Annotated in this window: 14 protein-coding genes; 9 read left to right on the forward strand and 5 right to left on the reverse strand. The window is 72.5% G+C overall.

All coding sequences use genetic code 11. The features are described from left to right. The first annotated feature begins 86 nt into the window (after window positions 1-86). The 5 genes from JW613_RS07415 to JW613_RS07435 all read left to right on the forward strand — a co-directional run bounded on the left by JW613_RS07415 (window position 87) and on the right by JW613_RS07435 (window position 7,354). Complete coding sequence (locus JW613_RS07415) at window positions 87-3,113, forward strand: SCO1167/SCO6262 family helicase (RefSeq protein WP_209209885.1); 3,027 nt, start codon at window positions 87-89, stop codon at window positions 3,111-3,113. Further along, window positions 3,110-4,588, forward strand: coding sequence for an SWIM zinc finger family protein (locus JW613_RS07420; RefSeq protein WP_209209886.1), 1,479 nt, complete (start codon window positions 3,110-3,112; stop codon window positions 4,586-4,588). Before JW613_RS07415 ends, JW613_RS07420 begins: the two co-directional genes overlap by 4 nt. 393 nt (window positions 4,589-4,981) lie before the next feature. Beyond that, window positions 4,982-5,716 carry a hypothetical protein gene (locus JW613_RS07425; protein ID WP_209209887.1) on the forward strand — a complete coding sequence of 245 codons (735 nt, stop codon included), beginning with the start codon at window positions 4,982-4,984 and terminating at the stop codon, window positions 5,714-5,716. 152 nt (window positions 5,717-5,868) lie between these two features. Then, window positions 5,869-6,342 carry a type II toxin-antitoxin system PemK/MazF family toxin gene (locus JW613_RS07430; RefSeq protein WP_209209888.1) on the forward strand — a complete coding sequence of 158 codons (474 nt, stop codon included), beginning with the start codon at window positions 5,869-5,871 and terminating at the stop codon, window positions 6,340-6,342. 229 nt (window positions 6,343-6,571) lie between these two features. Then, the gene (locus JW613_RS07435) at window positions 6,572-7,354 is read left to right on the forward strand and encodes a PIG-L deacetylase family protein (protein ID WP_209209889.1); all 783 of its coding nucleotides are present in this window, start codon (window positions 6,572-6,574) and stop codon (window positions 7,352-7,354) included. 113 nt (window positions 7,355-7,467) lie between these two features. On the opposite strand, the gene JW613_RS07440 is transcribed toward JW613_RS07435, so the two are convergent. From JW613_RS07440 to JW613_RS07450, 3 genes are all read right to left on the reverse strand, one after another. Continuing rightward, window positions 7,468-8,769, reverse strand: a complete 1,302-nt coding sequence (locus tag JW613_RS07440; protein ID WP_307865829.1) for an MFS transporter — start codon at window positions 8,767-8,769, stop codon at window positions 7,468-7,470. 281 nt (window positions 8,770-9,050) lie between these two features. Beyond that, a complete protein-coding gene (locus tag JW613_RS07445) occupies window positions 9,051-9,611 on the reverse strand; it encodes a methylated-DNA--[protein]-cysteine S-methyltransferase (RefSeq protein ID WP_209209890.1) in 561 nt (186 codons plus the stop codon). A gap of 69 nt (window positions 9,612-9,680) precedes the next feature. After that, entirely contained in the window at window positions 9,681-10,763 is a 1,083-nt protein-coding gene (locus JW613_RS07450) for a glycerophosphodiester phosphodiesterase (protein WP_245225154.1), read from the reverse strand. A gap of 205 nt (window positions 10,764-10,968) precedes the next feature. On the opposite strand from JW613_RS07450, the gene uvrB reads away from it, so the two are divergent. The 4 genes from uvrB to JW613_RS07470 all read left to right on the forward strand — a co-directional run bounded on the left by uvrB (window position 10,969) and on the right by JW613_RS07470 (window position 17,052). Further along, window positions 10,969-13,104: an excinuclease ABC subunit UvrB gene (uvrB, locus tag JW613_RS07455; RefSeq protein ID WP_209209891.1), complete on the forward strand. Its 2,136-nt coding sequence runs from the start codon at window positions 10,969-10,971 to the stop codon at window positions 13,102-13,104. A gap of 145 nt (window positions 13,105-13,249) precedes the next feature. Continuing rightward, the gene (locus JW613_RS07460) at window positions 13,250-13,828 is read left to right on the forward strand and encodes a TerD family protein (RefSeq protein ID WP_099886387.1); all 579 of its coding nucleotides are present in this window, start codon (window positions 13,250-13,252) and stop codon (window positions 13,826-13,828) included. Window positions 13,829-13,879: 51 nt separating this feature from the next. Next, window positions 13,880-15,775 carry a TerD family protein gene (locus tag JW613_RS07465; protein WP_209209892.1) on the forward strand — a complete coding sequence of 632 codons (1,896 nt, stop codon included), beginning with the start codon at window positions 13,880-13,882 and terminating at the stop codon, window positions 15,773-15,775. A 281-nt stretch (window positions 15,776-16,056) separates the two neighbouring features. Then, the gene (locus tag JW613_RS07470) at window positions 16,057-17,052 is read left to right on the forward strand and encodes a TerC family protein (RefSeq protein ID WP_209210008.1); all 996 of its coding nucleotides are present in this window, start codon (window positions 16,057-16,059) and stop codon (window positions 17,050-17,052) included. Between the two features lie 229 nt (window positions 17,053-17,281). Here JW613_RS07470 and JW613_RS07475 read toward each other — a convergent pair whose 3' ends face one another. After that, complete coding sequence (locus JW613_RS07475; RefSeq protein WP_245225202.1) at window positions 17,282-20,548, reverse strand: phosphodiester glycosidase family protein; 3,267 nt, start codon at window positions 20,546-20,548, stop codon at window positions 17,282-17,284. A 362-nt stretch (window positions 20,549-20,910) separates the two neighbouring features. Next, window positions 20,911-21,369, reverse strand: a complete 459-nt coding sequence (locus JW613_RS07480) for a Rieske (2Fe-2S) protein (protein ID WP_209209894.1) — start codon at window positions 21,367-21,369, stop codon at window positions 20,911-20,913. Window positions 21,370-21,393 lie beyond the last annotated feature (24 nt).

Raw genomic sequence — 21,393 nt, forward strand, 5'->3', positions numbered from 1 at the left:
GCTCCCTTGATCGTCAGCATGATTGTCAGTGGCCGCTCCTAGACTCGCCTGCGAGGTCGAAGTCAGGTGTGGAAGCGGTGGCGCGTATGGGGTCGGGGAGTGGTGCGGACCTCCTGCGGTGTGCCGCGGTTTTCCTGCCGGGGGAGGTGCCCCGGCAGGGGCGGGTGGCGTTCTGGCGGGAGGACGAGGGTGAGCTGCCCGAGGTCGGGGAGCCGGGCGAGCTCACGGTGGTGCGGCCGCACGGAAAGGGCGTACGGCAGCGGGTGGTGGCGGCGCGCCGGCTGCCGGTGCGGGAGGCGCTGCCCGTCCTGATGCGGGCGCGGACGGACGGTGGGGCGCACCCGGCCGCGGCCTGCTGGGGCGCCGCGGCGCTGCACGGGCTGCGCCTGGTCGCGCGGGGGCGCCTGGTGCCGGGGCTGGGCGAGGGGGACACCGATGTGTGGCGGGCCGGCCCGCTGGATGCGGCGGACGTGGCCCACCTGGGCGCGGTGGCCGCCGCCATGCCACCGGAGGCCCATGCGGTGCCCGTGCGGCCGGGGGCGCACCGATCGGGGGACAGCGGCACCCGGGCGGGAGGGTCGGTCCGGGCCGAGCTCGGACGGCAGCCGGTCGACGGGCCGGTTCGGGTTCCCGAGCCGGAAGGACTGGTGAGGGCGTTCGTGGACGCGGTCGCCGATGTGCTGCCTCGTACGCCCGCCGGTCCCGCTGCCACCGGATCGGCGTTCGCTGCACGGGAGCCGCAGCGGCTGTCCGAGCGGTATCCGCGGCTGCGGGAGTGGGCGGCCGAGGTGGCGGCGGGCACGGAGGCGGGAATCCGGATCTCCCTTCGGCTCGACCTGTCGGCCGACCGCCTCTTCGACGGCGGCCCGGGCCCGGCCCCGAGTCCGGGGCTGGAGCCGGAGCCGGGTCAGGAGCAGAGCCCGTACGGCTCCGCACCGGCCGAGCCGTACGTCGCGGCGGCGGTCGTCCAGGCGACCAGCATCGCGGACCCGACGCTGGTCGCGGACGTGGCGGCGCTGTGGCAGGGCGAGGCGGAGCACCTGGGAGCGCGCGCCCGGGTGGACACGGTGCTCGCGGTGCGGCGCGCCGCGCGCGTCTGGCCGCCGCTCGGTCGGCTGCTGGAGCGGCCCACGCCCGACGTCCTCCCGCTCACCGAGGAAGAGCTGGGGGACCTGCTGGGGCGTACGGCGCGTGAGCTGGCCGCCGCGGATGTGGCCGTGCACTGGCCGCGGGCGCTCGCCCGCGAGCTGCTGAGCGCGACGGCCGTGGTGCGGCCGAGCCCGCAGGCGCCGGGTTCGGCCGCCGACGGGTTCGGCTTCTTCAAGGAACAGCAACTGCTCGAATTCCGCTGGCAGCTCGCGCTCGACGGCGACCCGCTCACCGAGGGCGAGATGGACGAGCTGGCCGAGGCGCACCGCCCGCTGGTGCGGCTGCGTGACCAGTGGGTGCTGGTCGACCCGGAGCTGGTGCGCAAAGCACGCAAGCGGCATCTGGGGCTGCTCTCGCCCGGTGACGCGCTGGCCGCGGCCCTCTCGGGCGAGGCCGAGGTGGACGGTGAGCGGGTCGAGGCGGTGCCGGAGGGTGCCCTGGCGGCGCTCCGGGACCGCCTCAGCGGCACCGGCGCGGCCGATCCGACCGCCCAGGACGTGGCCCCGCCCGCCCGGTTGCGGGCCCGGCTGCGCGGCTACCAGCGCCAGGGCCTCGCCTGGCTGGAGTTGATGACCTCGCTCGGACTGGGCGGCTGTCTGGCCGACGACATGGGGCTGGGCAAGACCGTCACTCTCATCGCCCTCCATCTGCGCCGCGCCGAGCGGGGTGAGACGGCACCGACGCTGGTGGTCTGTCCGGCGTCGCTGCTGGGCAACTGGCAGCGTGAGCTGGCCAGGTTCGCGCCCGATGTGCCCGTACGCCGCTTCCACGGCACCGGACGAACCCTGGAGGGACTGGGCGGCGGCAGCCCGGGCGGGAACGGGGAGGACGGCGCCGACGCGGGGTTCGTGCTGACGACGTACGGCACGCTGCGCAGCAGCGCCGAACAGCTCGCCGTGCGCCAGTGGGGGCTGGTCGTCGCGGACGAGGCCCAGCACGTGAAGAACGCGTACTCCGCCACGGCGCGTGCCTTGCGCACGGTCCCGGCCGCCGCCCGGGTGGCCCTCACCGGAACCCCCGTCGAGAACAACCTGTCGGAGCTGTGGGCGCTGCTCGACTGGACGACGCCGGGGCTCCTCGGCCCGCTCAAGGCGTTCCGCGCCCGTCACGCCCGCGCCGTGGAGGGCGGTGAGGACCCGGAGGCGACCGAGCGGCTCGCCCGGCTGGTCCGCCCCTTCCTGCTGCGCCGCAAGAAGTCCGACCCGGGCATCGTCCCCGAGCTGCCGCCGAAGACGGAGACCGACCACACGGTCGAACTCAGCAGGGAGCAGGCGTCGCTGTACGAGGCGGTGGTGCGCGAGACGCTGGCGCGGATCGAGGCGGCCGAGGGGATCGAGCGGCGCGGCCTGGTGATGAAGCTGCTGACCGCGCTCAAGCAGATCTGCAACCATCCGGCGCAGTATCTGCGGGAGGGGCGGGGCGGGCGGCTGCCCGGCCGCTCCGGCAAGCTCGCACTGCTGGACGAACTGCTGGGCACGATACTGGCCGAGGGCGGCTCGGTGCTGGTGTTCACGCAGTACGTGGAGATGGCGCGGCTGCTGCAGGCACATCTGGCCGAGCGGCACGTCGCGGCGCAGCTCCTGCACGGAGGCACCCCGGTGGGGCGGCGGGAGGAGATGGTGGACGCCTTCCAGGCCGGGGAGGTCCCCGTCTTCCTGCTGTCGCTCAAGGCGGCGGGCACCGGCCTCAATCTGACCCGCGCCGGGCATGTCATCCACTACGACCGCTGGTGGAATCCGGCTGTGGAGGAGCAGGCCACCGACCGCGCCTACCGCATCGGCCAGACCCGGCCCGTTCAGGTACACCGGCTGCTGACGCGGGGCACGGTGGAGGACCGTATCGCCCAACTGCTCCAGGCCAAGCAGCAGCTGGCCGATGCGGTGCTCAGCGGCGGCCAGGCCGCGCTGACCGAACTCACCGACGCGCAGCTGGCCGACCTGGTGTCGCTGCGGAGGCAGTCGTGAGCGGCGGCGTACCGGCCCTGGAGGGGGCAACGGGCCGGCCGCAGGCGAGCGGTGCCGAGAGTGTGGGCAGCGCCTGGCTGCGCGCGATGGAGGGAGCGGCACGGGATACGGCCCGGCTGGAGCGAGGGCGTGCCTACGCGCGCGCCGGCTGGGGAAGCTCCGGGGCCGGTGCCGGGCGCGGGGGAGTGTCCGCGGTGCGATGCGGGCCGGGGCGCGTCACGGCGTATGTGCACGGCAGCCGCCCCCGCCCCTACCGCGCGGAATGGCGGTTGCCCGTGCTCTCGGCCCAGGAGTGGGACACCTTCCTGGCGGCGGTCGCGGCCCGCCCGGTGGCTGCGGCGGCGCTGCTGGACGGGGAGATACCGCCCGGCGTGGTGGCCGTGGCGCGGTCGGTGGGTGTGCGGCTCCTCCCCGACGCGGGAGAGCTCGTCCCCGCCTGCAGCTGCCCGGACCAGGGGCACCCGTGCAAGCACGCGGCGGCGCTCGGCTACGAGACCGGCCGGCTGCTGGAGGCCGACCCATGGGCACTGTTGCTGGTGCGCGGCCGGGGAGCGGATGCCGTACGGGAGGAAGTGGCCCGCAGGAGCGCGGGGCAGGCGGGCGCCGTTCCGGCGGCGCCGGCCGGCTCGTCCGGGGTCCCTGACGCCCCCGAAGAGGGGCGCCCCGAGCCGGCCGTCGGCTCTGCGCCCCCGCACGGCCGGAGTGGCGAGAAGGTGGCCGCCCTGCTGCCCGAGCGGCAGCAGCCGCCCAGCACCGTGCCCGCGGCAAAGGTGTTCGCCACCTCCGTACGGCCGCCTCTGCCCGAGCCGCTGCCGCTGCCGGACGTTGCGGCCGAGTCGGTCGTCTACCCCGACCTGCCGGGCGCGCCCAGTGCCGACGCTCTCATGTTCCTGGCGACCGACGCGGCCACTCGGGCTCGGCTCGCCCTCGCGGCGGTCCCGGCGGCACAGGGCGACGGCGAGGAGGGGAACGGAGGCGAGCCCGGCGGCGGCGAGGGAAGCGGCGGTGAGGGAGGCGTCGACCCGCTCTCCGAGCTCTCGCTCTGGCACGACACCATCCGCCTCGCGGCCACCCATCCGCAGCTGACCGGGCGCCGTACCCTCTCCTCGCTCTTCGCCGGTCTGGCGCGGTCGGCGGGCCGGGACGCGCTGGAGCTGGCCCGGGCCGCCGCGGCCTGGCGCCAGGGCGGTCCGGCGGGGCTCGTGGTGCTGGAAGCCGACTGGGATCCGCCCGCGGGCGATTTCGACCGCGGGCGCAGCGCCCTGGCGTCCCTGGGCATCGTGATGACCATTCACCGCAACCACCTCACCCACGCCGCCCGCCCCGTCCAACTCCGGTACGGGCGGGACGGCCGCTGGTATCCCTACCGGGCGGGCCCCGAGGAGGCCGGGCAACCGGACGCCCCCGACTGGTGGCCGGAAGGCCCCTCCGCAGCCGATCCGGTGCAGGCTCTCACCGGGCTCCGGGAGCATTGACCGCTCAGGGCCCGCCCCAGTCGGCCGCGTAGCGTCCGCCCTTCGGGCTCTTCCTCGTCCCGCACCTGCCGGGGCCGCCGGTCGTCGCCGTGACCGTCATCACGGCCCGCCCGTGCGGGCAGCTGTGGCTTGCGGTCGAGCGTGGCTCGCCGGCGAGCGCCGGATGGGGTCAATATCCGTGCGCCGACCGGGAGATGAGTCGGGGTCACTGAGCGGGTTCCGACCGTCGAGGGTCGTTCGTCGTCCCGCCCTGCCCGGTCCCCCGGGCCCACGCCCGCCCTGGTGGCCCCGGCCCATGGCCCCCGGTCGGGCGTTCTGTCATCTGTGGCGAGTACTCTGCGCCGAACGCACAGACAGCGCCGTACAACGCGGCGAGGAGCGAGGAGCGGTCCGATGGCCTTTCGTAAGGCGACGATGAAGAAGCAGGTGGCCGAGGCCATTGCCCAACAGGCGCCCGGGGACCGGCCGCTGGTCTCGGTCGGAGCCGTCGCGGGTCCGACCCCGTGGCTGAGCGTCGGTTTCCTCGGTCTGATCGGCCAATTCCTGATCAAGTACTACTTCATCACGGTCACCGAACAGGCCCTCCTGGTGCAGCGGATGTCCCGTTTCTCGCAGCGGCCGAAGGAGATCGTGCACGCCATCCCGCGCGACCAGGCCCGCTCCCTCTTCGGCGAGATCCAGCTCAACCCGCTGTGGAGCTTCTACCACATGGCGCTGCCGGGCGAGGCCAAGCCGGTGCGCATCAACGTCCACCGCATGTGGCGCAACGAGTTGGAGGAACTGCTCGCCGTCGTCGGCGGCGCACCGGGCCAGCAGGGCGCTCCGCAGGGGTACGCGCCGCAGCAGGGGTACGCTCCCCCGGCCCAGCCCCAGCAGGGCTACGCGCCTCAGCCCCCGCAGGGCCAGCCGCAGGGCCAGCCCTATGCCCAGCCCCAGGCCCCCGGCGGCTACCAGCAGCAGCAACCCCAGCAGCCCCAGCCCGGCCAGCAGTACAACGCCCCGCAGGCTCCCGGTGCCCCGGCGGCCCCGCCCCAGCAGTACCAGCCGCAGCCCGGCCAGTACTACGGCGCTCCGGGCCAGCAGCAGGGCGGTGCCCCCGCCGACCCCCGCAGCAACCCGTACGGGTGATGCTCGCCGACTGCTCGCCGACCGGCTGACCCCTTCGAACGGCGCCGCGTTCTTCCGACGCGGCGCCGTCGGTGTGTCCGCGACGCTGTCGTGACGACGCCCTGCGTGGCCCCCAGGATCAACGCCGGTCGGCGGCCGATAGCTTTGGGGTCATGAGTCAGCCGGTCGATCAGCGGGGCGAGGAGTACGAGCGGTTTCCCGGCAGGGAGGGGGCGACCGCGACGGTCGAGGTGGATCCGCGTGCGGTCGGGACGGTGCGCATGACGTACGCGCCCGATCCGGACGGCGACCCGGACCCCGGAGAGATCGTATGGACGTGGGTGCCCTACGAGGAGGCCGACGGCCGGGGCAAGGACCGGCCGGTGCTGGTCGTCGCGCAGGAGGGCCACCGTGACGGGTCGCCCGTCCTGGCCGTACAGCTGACCTCCAGGGCCAGGGACGGCGGCCAGGAGTGGATGCCGCTGGGTTCCGGCCCCTGGGACCGGGAGGGGCGGGAGTCGTGGGTGGGGCTCGATCGGGTGTTGCGGGTGCACCCCGACGGTATGCGGCGCGAAGCGTGCGCCCTGGACCGGGCACGCTTCAACGCCGTGGTGCACCGCCTCCAGCAGGTGCACGGCTGGCGCTGAGCCGGCCGCCGAGGACAGGCCCCACCAAGGGCAGGCCCCACCAAGCAACAGCCCCACCAACGACAGGCCGACGTGCCGCGGAGCCTGCGGGCGAAGATGCCGCAAAGCTGAAAAGCTGAAAGGCCGCAAGTCCCGGGCTGCGGGGAGCAGGGGAACAGCTGGCCGCGGCGCGGGTGTTGCACCGTTGTTCAGCGCCAACGGGGGCGCACGCGACGAAAGGCGGAACGGAATGTCGGCCACAGCGCAGAGCACGGAGGAGCACGGCGCGGCTTCGCAGTTGGCGGCGATGCCCGAGGACTGGACCCGGGCGCTGGCAGTTGTCGCACACCCGGACGACCTGGAGTACGGCGCTGCCGCCGCGGTCGCCGAGTGGACGGCGCAGGGCAAGGACGTCACCTATCTGCTGGCCACCCGGGGCGAGGCGGGCATCGACACCATGGAGCCCGCCGAGGCTGCACGCGTACGCGAGGCCGAACAGCGCGCCAGTGCGGCGGTCGTAGGGGTGTCCGAGGTGGAGTTCCTCGATCATCGTGACGGTGTGCTGGAGGAGGGCCCGGCCCTGCGCAGGGACATCGCGGCGGTGATCCGCAGGCACCGGCCCGAACTGGTTCTCACCATCAACCACCACGACACCTGGGGTGCCGGTCCCGGCAGCCCCTGGAACACCCCCGACCACCGCGCGCTGGGCCGTTCCGTCCTCGACGCCGTAGGGGACGCGGGCAACCGATGGATCTTCAGCGACCAGATGGAGAAGGACGGCGTCCTGCCTTGGGGCGGGGTGCGGTGGGTGGCCGTCGCCGCCTCGCCGGCCGTCACCCACGCGGTGCCGGTGGGGGAGGAGGCGGCCCGCAAGGGGCTCGCCTCGCTGTTGGAGCACCGCTCCTACATCGAGGCGCTGACCGACGAGGACCCCGAGGAGTACGCGCGTTCGATCGTCTACGGGGGTCTCGACATGTACGGCCGTCAAAACGGTGGCCGCCGCTCGGTCGCCTTCGAACTCCACGCCCGCTGATCCGCTCCGCTGCGTGGGCGGCAGGCGACGGTACCGGGCCCCTCTCCGCCGTGCCGGCGCGGAGAGGGGCGTTCGCGGACGGGGTGGCGGGGCCGGCCTTCCCCGCCGCCCGGTCAGCGCCGTGCCGCGACGGCCACCGTCAGCACGGCCACCGGAACGAGCAGCGCGGCAGCCAGCAGGTTGAGCCAGCCGTAGCCCGCCTGGGCGACGACGAGACCGGAGAGCGCGGCACCGACACCGGCGGCAGAGTTCATGATCATGTCCGAGAAGCCCTGCACGGCGGCGCGGGCGTGCTGCGGGATGGAGTCGGTCAGCAGCGCGGAGCCGGCGACCAGCCCCGCCGACCATCCCAGGCCCAGCAGGAACAGTCCGGCGGCGGACTGCGCGTGGTTCCCGTTCGCCGTCCCGGCCAGTGCGGTGGCGCATCCCAGCAGGGCCACGCCGCTCAGGATCACGCTGAACCGGCCGATCCGGTCCGCGAGCCAGCCCACCACGGGCGAGAACGCGTACATGCCGGCGATGTGACCGCTGATGACGAGTCCGATCAGCTCCACCCCGGCACCGTGTCCGCCCAGGTCGACGGGGGTCATCACCATCACGGAGACCATCACCGTGTGGGAGCCAGCTATCGCGGCGAGGGCGACCCTGGCGTGCGCCGAGGCCGCCACCGCGGCCAGCCCGGCCCGCAGCGACCGCCCGTCGCCGTCCTCCGCCTCCCGGGTGCGCGCTTCCGGGGCGTCGTCCGTGGTGTTGTCCGCGGCGGCGTCCGCGGTGCCGTTTTCTTCGGCCCGGGCCAGGGCGCGGGCCGTCAGCAGCGGGTCGGGCCGCAGCAGCAGGTGCAGCAGCACCCCGGCCGCCAGGAACACTCCGGTGCCCCACAGAAAGGGGCCCGCTGCTTCGGGCAGACCGAGGCCGGCCACGCTCTGCCCGGCCGGCGCCGCGATGTTCGGGCCCAGCACGGCGCCGATGGTGGTCGCCCATACGACCGTGGAGATGGCCCGTGCCCGGTGCAGCGGCTCGGCGAGGTCGGCGGCGGCGAAGCGCGCCTGGAGGTTGGCGGTGTTGCTGGCGCCGAAGGCGGCCATGCCCACCAGCAGCAGGGGGAAGTTCCGCATCGCGGCTCCCGCCACCACCACGAGCCCGCCGACGGCGGCCACCGCGTACGCGGAGGTCAGTCCGACGCGCCGGCCGCGCCGTGCCATCAGGGCCGCGAACGGCAGCGACAGCAGTGCCGTCCCGACGACGGAGGATGTGGACGCCAGACCGGCCACGGCCTCCGAGCCCCCGATCTCCTCGGCCAGCACGGCCGCGAGCGCGACCGCGGTGGAGACCCCCAAGCCGCCGAGGATCTGGCTGAGGACCAGGGCCAGCCGCACGCGCCGCCGCACGGCCCGCAGATCCGTCCCGCCGAGCACCGGGAGCTGTTCCGGTGGCCCGCCGGGTGCGCCGAGGGGCAGTCCGCCGACCGCCTTCCCGGCCGTTCGCCTCGCCGTGCTCCGGGCTGCTTCCGCCGCTGCATCCGCCCCTGTTTCCGTTGCTGCCTCCCCCGCTGCGCGCCCCGCGTCCCCCGCCGGGTCCCCGGCTATGTCCCCCGGTGTGTCACCACCGTCGGCCGTGTCACGAATGTCAGTCACGCCGCGCAGTCTGACACCGCGCGCTCTTCGCCACCACGGACTTGTGGCGGCATCGGGGCGGGTCAGAACAGGGGCTGCGGCAGTAGGCCCTCCAGGGCGAGAAGGGCGCGCTTGGTTTCGAGGCCGCCGCCGAAGCCGCCTATCGCGCCGGAGCTCTCCAGCACGCGGTGACAGGGCACCACGACGGGCAGCGGGTTGGCGCCCATCGCCACACCGACCGCGCGTGCGGCGCCCGGGTCGCCCACGCGCAGCGCGAGGTCCTGATAGCCGACGGTCGTCCCGTAGGGCACATGGGTCGCCAGCTCGCGCAGCACGCGCTCGTTGAAGCCGCCCGTCAGCGACCAGTCCAGCGGGACGTCGACCGAGACGGGGGAGCCCGCGAAATAGCGGTCGAGCGCCGCACCGGCCGCCTCGAGGTGCCCGGAGGGTGCGTCAGGGTGCTCGGCGGGCAGCGGCTCGCTGCCCAGGCGTGCGGAGAGCTGGGAGAGGGCCCGGTCCAGCGTGCGTCCTCTCGCGTGGAAGACGACGTTGACCAGGCCCTTCTCGGTGGCCGCGAGCAGCAGCGGCCCGATGGGCGTCTCCCGCAGGGTCCAGGCCGTCGGCCGCACCGGGGTGTCAGTCATACCGGAACCCTAGAGGCTCCCACCGACAATCCCCGGTGGCAGCCGTCCGGCGCCTCCCCGGGGGAGGGCTCAGCGCGTGGGTGCCGTCTGCTGCACGGCGTCGCTGACCACGTCGGGCTTGTTGGAGATGATGCCGTCCACACCCGCGTCGGCGACCTTACGGGCGGTGTCGGCGTCGTTCACCGTCCAGGTGAAGACCTCCAACGGCTTGTTGTGCGGGCCCTTGAGCGCGTGGACGGCGTCCACGTACTCCTTGGTGGCGTCCGTGTAGGTGGGGTTGATCTGGTCGGTGAACTTGGCGTATTCCTTCAGGTCGCCGGTCTTGGGGGTCCCCAGGAAGCCCGTCTTCACCTCGGGCGACTGCTGGTGCACCTGCTCGATCGACGCCTTGTCGAAGCTTTGGATGATGAGCTTGCTGCGGGTGTGCCGACGGTCCAGCCAGCCCTGCTGCCTCAGCTCGTCGAGGGTGTCGCGCTCGATGCCGGGGTAGAGGCCGGGCGACTTCAGCTCCAGCAGGAGTTCCTGCCCGTACCGGTCGAGCCGGCCGAGGAACTCGTCCAGGGTGGGGATCTTCTCGCCCTTGTACTGGCTGCCGAACCAGCTGCCCGCGTCCAGGGTCCTGATCTCCTTGAGGGTGAAGTCGGAGACCTTCCACGGGCTGCGGTCCGGGAAGTGCTCCTCGACGTCCGTGGTGCGGGAGAGCGTGGTGTCGTGGATGACGATCAGCTTGCCGTCCTTGGTGCGCTGCACATCGTTCTCGACCCACTCGATGCCCAGCTCGTGCGCCTTGTCCACCGCGGCCAGCGTGTTCTCCGGCGCGTAACCGGACGCTCCCCGGTGCGCCACGGTGAGGGGCGCCTTGTGTGGTTTTCTCACGTCGGACGGGGACTGCGACGCGGACGGCGACTGGGTCTGTGGTTTCGACTGCGGGTTCGGCTCTGGTTTCGACTGGGGCCGCGGCTGCGACTGCGACTCGGGGTCGGGGTCCTCGTCGAAGAGGCCGGAGGGAAAGCCGGAGAAGTCTACGACCGGCTCCGGCGTCTGTCTCGCCGGGCGTTCCGAGGCTGCAGCGGTCGGCGCGGCGGTGAGGAAGAGCGCGCTTATACCCAGCAGCGCACCTGCGGCGGTAGCGGTCAGCGGGCGTATCGACATGCGGGACTCCTCGCTTGTGCCTGCACGGACTGCCGAAACAGTTCCCGATGCGCAATACAAACAAGCGGGGACAAAGTGGCGTAGAGCTGAATGAGGGGTAGCCAAGCCGCTGACCTGCGCCGGAAGAAATTGGCAGCTATCTGCCAGTGGGGGGTAGTTTGCGCACCGGAGCCCGCTGTCAGTGGTGAGTCGTACCGTGGTGGACATGCGGCCCAACACCGAGATCGAACGCAAGGTGGCGCCCTTCGAGGTCGTCAGCCCCTATCAGCCCAGCGGTGACCAGCCAACCGCCATCGCGGAGCTCGCACAGCGGGTCACCGCAGGTGAGAAGGATGTCGTGCTGCTGGGTGCCACGGGCACCGGCAAGTCGGCCACCACGGCGTGGATGATCGAGAAGCTCCAGCGTCCGACGCTGGTGATGGCGCCGAACAAGACCCTGGCGGCCCAGCTGGCCAACGAGTTCCGCGAGCTGCTGCCGAACAACGCGGTCGAGTACTTCGTCTCCTACTACGACTACTACCAGCCGGAGGCCTACGTCCCGCAGACGGACACCTACATCGAGAAGGACTCCTCGATCAACGAGGAGGTCGAACGTCTGCGCCACAGTGCGACGAACTCGCTGCTCACCCGGCGTGACGTGGTCGTGGTCGCCTCCGTCTCCTGCATCTACGGCCTGGGCACCCCGCAGGAGTACGTGGACCGCATGGTGAAGCTGAAGGTCGGCCAGGAGGTCGACAGGGACGAGCTGCTGCGCCGCTTCGTGGATGTGCAGTACACCCGCAACGACATGGCGTTCACCCGTGGCACCTTCCGGGTCCGCGGCGACACCATCGAGATCTTCCCGGTCTACGAGGAGCTGGCCGTCCGCATCGAGATGTTCGGTGACGAGATCGAGGCCCTCTCCACCCTCCATCCGCTCACCGGCGAGGTGATCTCGGACGACCAGGAGCTGTACGTCTTCCCCGCCTCCCACTATGTGGCCGGGCCCGAGCGCATGGAGCGGGCCATCGGTGCCATCGAGGCGGAGCTGGCCGAGACGCTGGCCACGATGGAGAAGCAGGGCAAGCTGCTGGAGGCACAGCGGCTGCGGATGCGCACCACGTACGACATCGAGATGATGCGCCAGATCGGCACCTGCTCCGGCATCGAGAACTACTCGCGGCACATCGACGGCCGTGACCCCGGCTCGGCGCCGCACACCCTGCTGGACTACTTCCCGGACGACTTCCTGCTGGTCATCGACGAGTCGCACCAGACGGTCCCGCAGATCGGTGCGATGTACGAGGGCGACGCGGCCCGCAAGCGCACACTGATCGACCACGGCTTCCGGCTGCCCTCCGCGCTGGACAACCGCCCCCTGAAGTGGGAGGAGTTCCTGGAGCGCATCGACCAGACGGTCTATCTGTCGGCGACGCCGGGCCCGTACGAGCTGGCCCGTTCCGACGGCTATGTGGAGCAGGTCATCCGCCCCACCGGGCTGATCGACCCGGAGGTGGTCGTCAAGCCCACCGACGGTCAGATCGACGACCTGGTGCACGAGATCCGGCTGCGCGAGGAGCGGGACGAGCGGGTGCTGGTCACCACGCTCACCAAGAAGATGGCCGAGGACCTGACGGACTACTTCCTCGAGCTGGGCATCCGGGTCCGCTATCTGCACAGCGACGTGGACACCCTGCGCCGGATCGAACTGCTGCGCGAGCTGCGCTCGGGCGAGTACGACGTGCTGGTGGGCATCAACCTGCTGCGTGAGGGTCTGGACCTGCCCGAGGTCTCCCTGGTGGCCATTCTGGACGCCGACAAGGAGGGCTTCCTGCGCTCGGGCACCTCCTTGATCCAGACGATCGGCCGCGCGGCACGCAACGTCTCCGGTCAGGTGCACATGTACGCGGACCAGGTCACCCCCGGTATGCAGCGGGCGATCGAGGAGACCAACCGGCGCCGCGAGAAGCAGATCGCCTACAACGAGGAACACGGCATCGACCCCGAGCCGCTGCGGAAGAAGATCGGCGACATCGTCGCGGACATCGCACGCGAGCAGATCGACACCGAGGCGCTGCTGGAGACGGGCTACCGCCAGCGGGACGAGAGCGGCAAGGGTGGCAAGGCGGCGGCCAAGGGCAAGGCGCCCACCCCCGCGAAGAGCCGGACCGCCAAGGGCGCCGGAGCCGGCGAGCTGACCGACCGGCCCGCCGCCGAGCTCGCCCAGACCATCGAGGATCTGACCGAACGGATGCGGGCAGCCGCGGCCGAGCTCCAGTTCGAGGTGGCCGCACGGCTGCGCGACGAGGTGGGCGAGCTGAAGAAGGAGCTGCGGCAGATGAAGGAGGCGGGGCTCAAATAGCGCTCTGCGGCGCGTCCGCCGGGTGGAGTGTTGCAAGACCGACACAAGTCACGGGCGGCGGCCCAGGCTGTCGGTGCCCTTGCGTAGGGTGCTGTGCCTGGTGGCCGTCGGCCGGTGGCGGCCCCGGTTCAGAGAGGGGACGCACGTGTCGGTCAACTTGTCCAAGGGCCAGGGAATCAGCCTGCAGAAGAGCGACGGGGCCACGCTCACGGCGGTGCGCATGGGTCTGGGCTGGCAGGCCGCTCAGCGTCGGGGGCTCTTCGGCAAGCGCACCAAGGAGATCGACCTCGACGCGTCGGCAGTGCTCTTCGCCGACAAGCAGCCGGTCGACGTGGTCTTCTTCCGCCACCTGGTGAGCGACGACGGCTCGGTCAAGCACACCGGTGACAACCTGGTGGGCGGCGCCGGGCAGGGCGGTGACGACGAGGCGATCCTGGTGGATCTGCAGCGCGTCCCCGTCCACATCGACCAGATCGTCTTCACGGTCAACTCGTTCACCGGCCAGACCTTCGCCGAGGTGGAGAACGCCTTCTGCCGCCTCGTCGACGAGACGAACGGCCAGGAGATGGCCCGCTACACCCTCACCGGCGGCGGCCAGTACACCGCGCAGATCATGGCCAAGGTCCACCGGCAGGGCAGCGGCTGGCAGATGACTGCCCTCGGCGAACCCGCCAACGGCCGTACCTTCCAGGACCTGATGCCCACGATCCTGCCCAAGCTGTGAGGGACCGGGTTCTGCCGCAGGTGTGACGAGCCACAGGGGAGAGGCACGACGATGACGGCCGAGCTGGTCCGGGGGCAGAACCACCCGCTGCCCGGGGCCCGGGTGGAGATCCGGGTCTCGGCAGGCACCCCGGTGGTCGCGGGGGCGACGCTCAACGACGCACAGGGGCGGATGCGCGACGCGGGGTGGATAGCCCATCCGGCCGCACCGCAACTGCCGGGGGTGGAGGTCTCCCGCCAGGCGGCGGCCGTGCACCACCTCGCCGTCGATCTGGACGCACTCCGGGAGGACGTCCACCGGGTGAACGTCCTGCTGGCCCTGCCGACCGGACCGGGCGCCCCGGCCGACTTCGCCGGGCTCGCCGCGCCCTTCCTCGCCGTCACCGGCCTGGACGGGGAGCAGATCGCCAGCTATACGGTCACGGGGCTGAGCGCCGAGTCCGCCGTGGTCGCCCTGGAGCTGTATCTGCGGCAGGGCACCTGGAAGGTGCGGGCCGTCGGGCAGGGGTACGCGGGCGGGCTCGCCGCCATGCTCGCGGACCAGGGACTGGCCGAGGCGCACACGCTCGCCGACACCATCAACGAGACGGTGGCCGCCGGGATGGCCCGCTCGGTCGCGCCGGCACCCGACCGGCCGACCCGGCATGCGCCGGGCAACCGCCCGGAGGCGGAGCGGCCCACCCCGGGTGGCGGCCCGATCGACTACCGCCACCCGCGCCGCGCCGCGTCCACCCCGCCGGCGGCCCCGTCGACCGCCGCGCGGCCCGGCACGGTGCCGCCGCAGGGCGGGGCGGCGGACGGCTCCCGGCCGGCGGCCGCGCCCGTGGCCGGGGACGCCCCCGGCTGGTCGATGGAGGAGCGGCTGTACAACCAGGTGTGGGGCATGTTCGAGGACCTGGCCCGCAGTGTCGCGGCCTACCGGTCGGCCGTCGACTTCGCCGACTCCCGGATGGAGCGCGAACTCGACAGCGTGCTCGACGACCCGCGGGCCCGGGTCGGTTCCGCGGTGGAGACCGCCCGCGCCGAGGCCCAGGCCAGGCACAGCGCCCTCGTGGAGCAGGCCCGTGCGGTGCTGGAGCGGGACATGGCCCAGCTCGAAGCCGAGTCGGAGGTGGTCGAGCCGGCGCTGCCGCCCGCGCTGGCCCGCTGGGACAACCCCGTCTGGCAGGCGTACGAGCCGCCGGCCGAGCCCCCCATGGCCCTCCGGGTGGGCGATCTGAGCATCCCGGAGCGTGCCGGGCTGCGTATCCCCATGCTGGTGCGGCTGCCGCTGGAGCGGGGGCTGTGGATCGACAGCGGACGGCTCCGGGGCGGCGAGGCCGGTCCGGTGGACGGGGACGAGCTGCGCCGTCTCGCGCAGCTGACCGCGACGGCGCTGGCTGCGCGAATCGTCGCCGTGCACCCCGCCGACGAGCTGACCCTCCAGGTCATCGACCCGGCGGGCTCGGCCGCCGGGGCGCTGCTGCCGCTGGTGGAGTCCGGCGTGCTGCCCGAGGCGCCCGCCGCGGGCGCCTCGGGGGTGGCGCGCACCCTGGAGCGGCTGACCCGACGGGTCGATCTCGTACAGATGGCGGTACGCAACCAGGCCACGGACGCGCTCCCGCCCGACCTCGATCTGGCCGACCAGCTGCTGATCGTCCACGACTTTCCGCACGGCTTCGACGACCGCGCCGTCAACCAGTTGCGCTACCTCGCGGACGAGGGTCCCTCGGTCGGGGTCGGTCTGCTGATGGTCGCCGACCGGGAGGAGGCGCGCGGCTACGGGCCGGTTCTGGACCCGCTGTGGCGCTCGCTGCTGCGGCTGACGCCGGTGCCCGACGACCACCTCGCCGACCCGTGGGTGGGCCACGCCTGGACGTACGAGCCGCCGCTGGCGCCCAGCGGCAGCCAGGTCGTACCGCAGGTACTGCGGCGCGTCGTGGCCGCCCGGCACTCGTCCGGGGGCTGACTCCGCCCGGCACTCGCCCGGGGCCCGTGCCGCCCCGAAGGCCGTGTGTGCGGTTCCGTGCGACCCAGCACCTGGGGCCTTCCAGATCCCGCACTTTACCTTTTCATGGGATTACTTTACTCTCTCATCAACGGAGGGGAGTATTCCCAGCCACGCGGCGGCCCCGTCAGTACGGATCGGACAGGACGGTCCCGGGGCGCCGGCCCGGTCCGCTGTGGGCGGCGTTCCCGGGTGGAAGAGACCTCCGGCCCATGCTCGAATGCAAGCCGGAGGACATGCTCGTGGACGTTTCCATGACCACCTGGGCACTGACCATCGTCGGTCTGTGCGCCCTCATCGCGGTGGACTTCTTCATCGGCGGCCGCAAGCCGCACGACGTCTCCCTCAAGGAGGCGGGCATCTGGACGACCGTCTGGGTCGTCCTCGCCGTGCTCTTCGGAATCGGCCTCTTCCTGTTCGGGGGCGGTCAGGCGTCCGGTGAGTTCTTCGCGGGCTTCATCACCGAGAAGTCGCTCAGCGTCGACAACCTCTTCGTCTTCGTCCTGATCATGGCGAAGTTCGCGGTGCCGTCCATCTACCAGCAGCGGGTGCTGATGGTGGGTGTGCTGGTCGCACTGGTGCTGCGCGGCATCTTCATCGCGGCGGGCGCTGCGATCATCTCGACCTTCTCCTGGGTCTTCTTCATCTTCGGCGCCTTCCTCATCTGGACGGCGTGGAAGCTCATCCAGGAGGCCCGCTCCGGTGACGAGGAGGAGGAGTTCGAGGAGAACCGGCTGCTCAAGGCGGTCGAGCGCCGCTTCCCCTCGACGGACAAGTACCACGGCACCAAGCTGTTCGTGGTCGAGAACGGCAAGCGGCTGATGACGCCGATGCTGATCGTGATGCTCGCGATCGGCACCACCGATGTGCTCTTCGCGCTGGACTCCATCCCCGCGATCTTCGGCCTCACCCAGGACCCGTACATCGTCTTCACCGCGAACGCCTTCGCCCTGATGGGCCTGCGGCAGCTGTACTTCCTGATCGGCGGGCTGCTGCAGAAGCTGGTGCACCTGTCCTACGGGCTCTCGGTCATCCTCGGTTTCATCGGCGTCAAGCTGGTGCTGCACGCCCTGCACGAGACCGGGGTGCATGTGCCGGAAATCAGCATCCCGGTCTCGCTGGGTGTCATCTGCGCCGTGCTGATCGTCACCACGATCACCTCGCTGATGGCCTCCCGGAAGCAGGCACGGGCTGCCGAGAACGCCGACGAGGACAAGCGGGCCCACGCCGACTCCTGAGCCCCGGCCGCGACTCGTCCGCCTCCCGGGCCGACCTCGACGTCGGCCCGGTCCGGTCTCCCGGCCCCGCCCCACCACTCCTTCCGGTAGGGGGCGGGGCCGGGATCCGGCTCAGCTGCCCGCCCTCCCGCAGCTCCCCCGCAGGTTCCCCCGCGGATGGCCGCCTTCCGCAGGCCCGCCTTCCGCAGGCCCGCCTCCCGCAGGTGCTCGCCTCCCGCGGTCGGCAGGGTCATCGACCGACGGTCACCTTCTGCTCGGCGCGTTCCCCGTTGACGACGACCGCGAGGGTGACCGTGCCGGGCCGGCGCCCGGTGAGGGTGCCGTTCGCCGGATCGTAGGAGGCGACACAGCGCCCGCGCGGCACGGTGCCCTTCACACACAGTCCGGGTGAGCCCGGCCAGTCCGCGCTCACCGGCCAGCCGACCGGGACCCGGCGCGCGGTCGGTCCGCTGCCCTGCTCCACCGTCGCCGACGCCGTGGCCCTGCCGCCCACCGTGAGCCGTTCGGGCGCCTCCAGCAGCAGCGCGTCCACATGGGCACGGGTCTGCACCGAGATCCAGTCACCGTCCCGAGCCGGCCGGCCCTGGTCCACGCCCAGCAGCGACCAGCCGGTGAAGCCGCCCTCACCCGGCGGCGCGGCAGGGGTCTTGGCCGAGTTCCCGTTCACCAGATACGGCACACCGTCCACCCGGGAGGCGTCGAAGACGCCGACATGTCCCGCCACCAGCGCCGCGCCCTTGCCCGAGCGGGCACGGAAGTCGGCCAGCCACCGCTCTAGCAGATCGGCCTCCATCCGGTCCGTGAGTTGGCTGGCTCGCTGGGGCGTCGGGTCGCGTGGCGGTACGTGCTGGATGACGGCGACCGAACCGATGCGGCGGTCCCGCGCCGCGTCGTCCAGCTGCCGCCGCAGCTCCTGGAACTGTGCGTACCCGCCGCCGCGTACCGTCAGCGAGGAGGTGTCCAGTGTGATGAACCGTGTCCCGCGGTGGTCGAAGGTGCGCTGCGCGGGCCCGAACTCCTTGACGAAGTTGGCGATCGAGCCGCCCATCACCTCGTGGTTGCCCGGCACGTAGTACCAGTCGACCGCATCCCCCAGCTCCTGGCGCAGTATCTTCCGCGCGAACGCGAGATCCTCAGGTGAGCCCTCGTCCACCAGGTCGCCGTTGACGAGCACGAAGTCCGGCCGTGCCGCGCGGATCTCACGCAGGGTCCGGCGCGCCTGCTGGACGCCTTCGCTGTCCGGGGCGCGTGCCACGAACTGCGCGTCCGACATCACCGCGAACCGCCAGTCGCGGCCGGCCGTGTCGGCCGCCGTGCTGATGAGCGGGTCGTGCGGGCGCCCGGCGGCAGGCAGCTCGACATCCGGCGGGGTCCGCGCGAGCAGTTCGTCCAGCACCACCTCGCCGTGGTACTGCGCGGTGGGCCGGGTCTCGGCGAGGTAGAAGCGGCGCAACTTCAGTGGATAGGCCACCCCCTCCGGGACCTCGAAGGTGACCTGCCGCCAGCCTTCCCACTCCACCAGCGGGCCGCGCAGCACCTGGTCGGTGCCTGCCGCGTCCTTGAGATGGAGCGAGGGCCAGGCGCCCGCCCCGTCTCCCTTGATCCACAGGGTGAAGCTGCGCGGCTGGCCGGGGATCTCCCGTTCGGCGGGCGGGTTGACGTAGGCGGCGCGGGTGGCCGTCGACCGGGTGAAGTCGTAGCTGAGCTCGAGCCCGCCGCCCTCCTTGCCCTCCGGTTCGGGCGTCACCGAGCCTTCGGCGCGGGCAGCGCTGAACGTCCAGTCGGACGCGTCGTCGAAGTCGGCCACCTGCTGCTCCTGCAGCCCGACCGTGACGGCCAGCCGCGTCGTCAGCCCCCCTGCCGTGACGGTCACCGTTCCCGAGGCGGACTCCTGCCCGGCGCGGGTGGTGACGGTGAACGCGCCGCCCGACGCGTCCTTGTCCGGGACGATCGAGAAGAGCGAACGGTCGTAGGACAGCTGTGCGTCGGCCGGTTCGACAGGCGCGCTGTTGCCGTCCGCGTCGTAGCCGACCAGCCCGAACGACGCGCTCGCGGCGCCGTCCGCCAGTCCCACCCGGTCCGTCGTGGGGCGGATACGGTCCAGCTTCCCGAGGACCCGCAGCTCGGTGCCGCCGTGCGCCGAGCCCACCCGCGCCGTGGCCTCGGTGGTGCCGGAGCGGCGCGCACGGAAGACGCCCTGCGCGTCGACCCGGCCCACGTCCGGCCGCGTCGTGCGCCACCGCGGCCGAGGCGCGCCGTCGGCGGGGCCGTAGGTCTCGTCGTATCCGGCGGCCGTCAGTTTGCGCGTCAGACCGGGGAAGACGCGGTCGGGGTGGCCACCCGGCATGTTGTCGGCGGTCGGGGCCCGGTCCGGGGCGATGGCCGTCTCCACCCAGAAGCCGGACAGCCGCCCAGAGCCCTCCGGCGCCGTCAGCGCCAGCCCGTCGGGGACCTCGCGTTCCTCGCCGTCGGAGGGCGAGTTCTCCAATTGCAGGGCTGTGCCGCCCGGCTCGCGGGCCAGCAGGGTGGAGGAGCCGCCGCCGTCCAGGTTGAGGGCGTTGTAGGCGCCCAGCTTCTTCATCATCAGGGCCAGTTCGGTCAGCGTCACCCCGCCCGAGGCCGCCTGCCTGCCGTCCACCGTCAGCACATGCATGGTGCCGCCGTCCTTGGAGAACCCGACCGCGGTGCGCGGCGCCGCCGTGTTGTTCGGCCGCCCCTCCCAGTTCTGCGGCTTGCCGTCCTCGACCAGCACCCCGCGCCCGCCGACCGCCGTCCGGGGCAGGGGCGAGTCGTCGTCGGTCCGCATCCGGTACTCGAAGTCGACCGGGTCGCCGGTGCGCAGCGCCGCCAGCCGCCTCGCGCCGTCCCCGCGGCCGATCAGGACGCTCACCCCTTCGGGGATGTCACCCTTTCCGGGCTTCTCGCCGACGGCGGTGACCTTGCCGTCCTCGACGGTCACCTCGGTGACCCGTGACTCCTGATCGACCGTCAGCGCACGGTCGGCCTCGCCCCAGGTCGCGTCGTACAGCCCGATGCCGTTCTGCGGCACGTTCGCCGCGTTGCGGCCGTCGAGCGGCGCGGTGCCGTCCGGGAGGGTGACGGTGCCCTCGAAGTACAGGTCCAGGATGCGGCCCGCCGCGCCCGGGCCGATCCCGACCGCCTCGGAGACGCCGGGTGCCGGTGAGTGGGTGGGCCTCCCGTCGCGGATGCCGGGGCCGAGCGGGGCGCCCGTCTCGTTGATGTCGAAGAAGTCGGCGTTGAGCGCGGCGATGGTGCGGCGCCCCTTGCCGGGGTCGTGCGCCTCGGCCAGCTCCCTGACCGTCCGACGCTCGGTGACCTTGCCGGACGAGAGATAGTCGGCCGTGGCCCCGGTGCGGGCGTCACCCAGTTCGAGGGTCAGCGCGTCGGCACGCAGCCACTTGTCCGACTCCAGACGCTCGAAGGAGGTGAGTTCGGCTCCGGGGGCGAGGGGACGGGTGGTGCGGGAGAGCTCCATGCCGTCGCCGTCGGCGATCGACCTGGGCTGCGGTGCGGGCGCGGCCGTCACCGTCGGACGGGCGGTGGGCCTCTCGGTGGTGGCCAGGGCCGCGCCGGCCGGCAGCAGGCCGGTCAGCAGCGCGGAGACGGCCGTCACCGGAAGCAGCGATCTGGTGAGTCTCGAACGGGTGAGTCTTGCGCGAGCGTGGACCTGTCTCACAACGTCCCCCACAAAGACCAGTGATCTCGGCACTTTTTGCGCACAGTGCCGCACAGGGTCCCAAGGGGGACCGGTCTACACCAGAGGGCCGGAGCGAAGTCGAAGGAAACACTGCGCATCTTCCACCGGTTGGCCCCGTCTTGGGGGCGGGGGAGCGTCCGCTAGCCCGCGAGCAGCTTCCCGTTCTCCACCTTCACCGGAACCGACGGCAGCGCTTTGGTGGCGGGACCCTCGGCGACCTTCCCCGAGTCCACCTGGAAGCGGCTCCCGTGCAGCGGGCAGACCGCGACCTCGCCGTCGATCTCGTTGAGGGTGCTCCCCTGATGGGTGCACACGGCGCTGAAGCCCTTGAAGTCGCCCTTCTTCGGCTGCGAGACCAGCAGCTTCTGCTCGGCGTACAGCTTCGCGCCGCCCACCGGCACGGCTTCGGCGTCGCCGAGCTCGACGGGCTTGTCGGTGGTGCCCTGCGATTCACCGGCGGAGCCGGTCTCGGAAGAGGAGCCGGAGTCACCGCCTCCGCCGCACGCCGTGGCGGTCAGTCCCAGCGCGGCCAAGGCGGCACCGCACAGCACGGTGCGGCGCGTGGCCGGCGTTTCCTCGCTCGTCGTCACGCGCCGCACTCTACGTCCACGGCACCGTTCGGT

The organism is Streptomyces smyrnaeus (genome assembly GCF_017676345.1).
In the GTDB taxonomy this organism is placed as follows: Bacteria; Actinomycetota; Actinomycetes; order Streptomycetales; family Streptomycetaceae; genus Streptomyces; species Streptomyces smyrnaeus.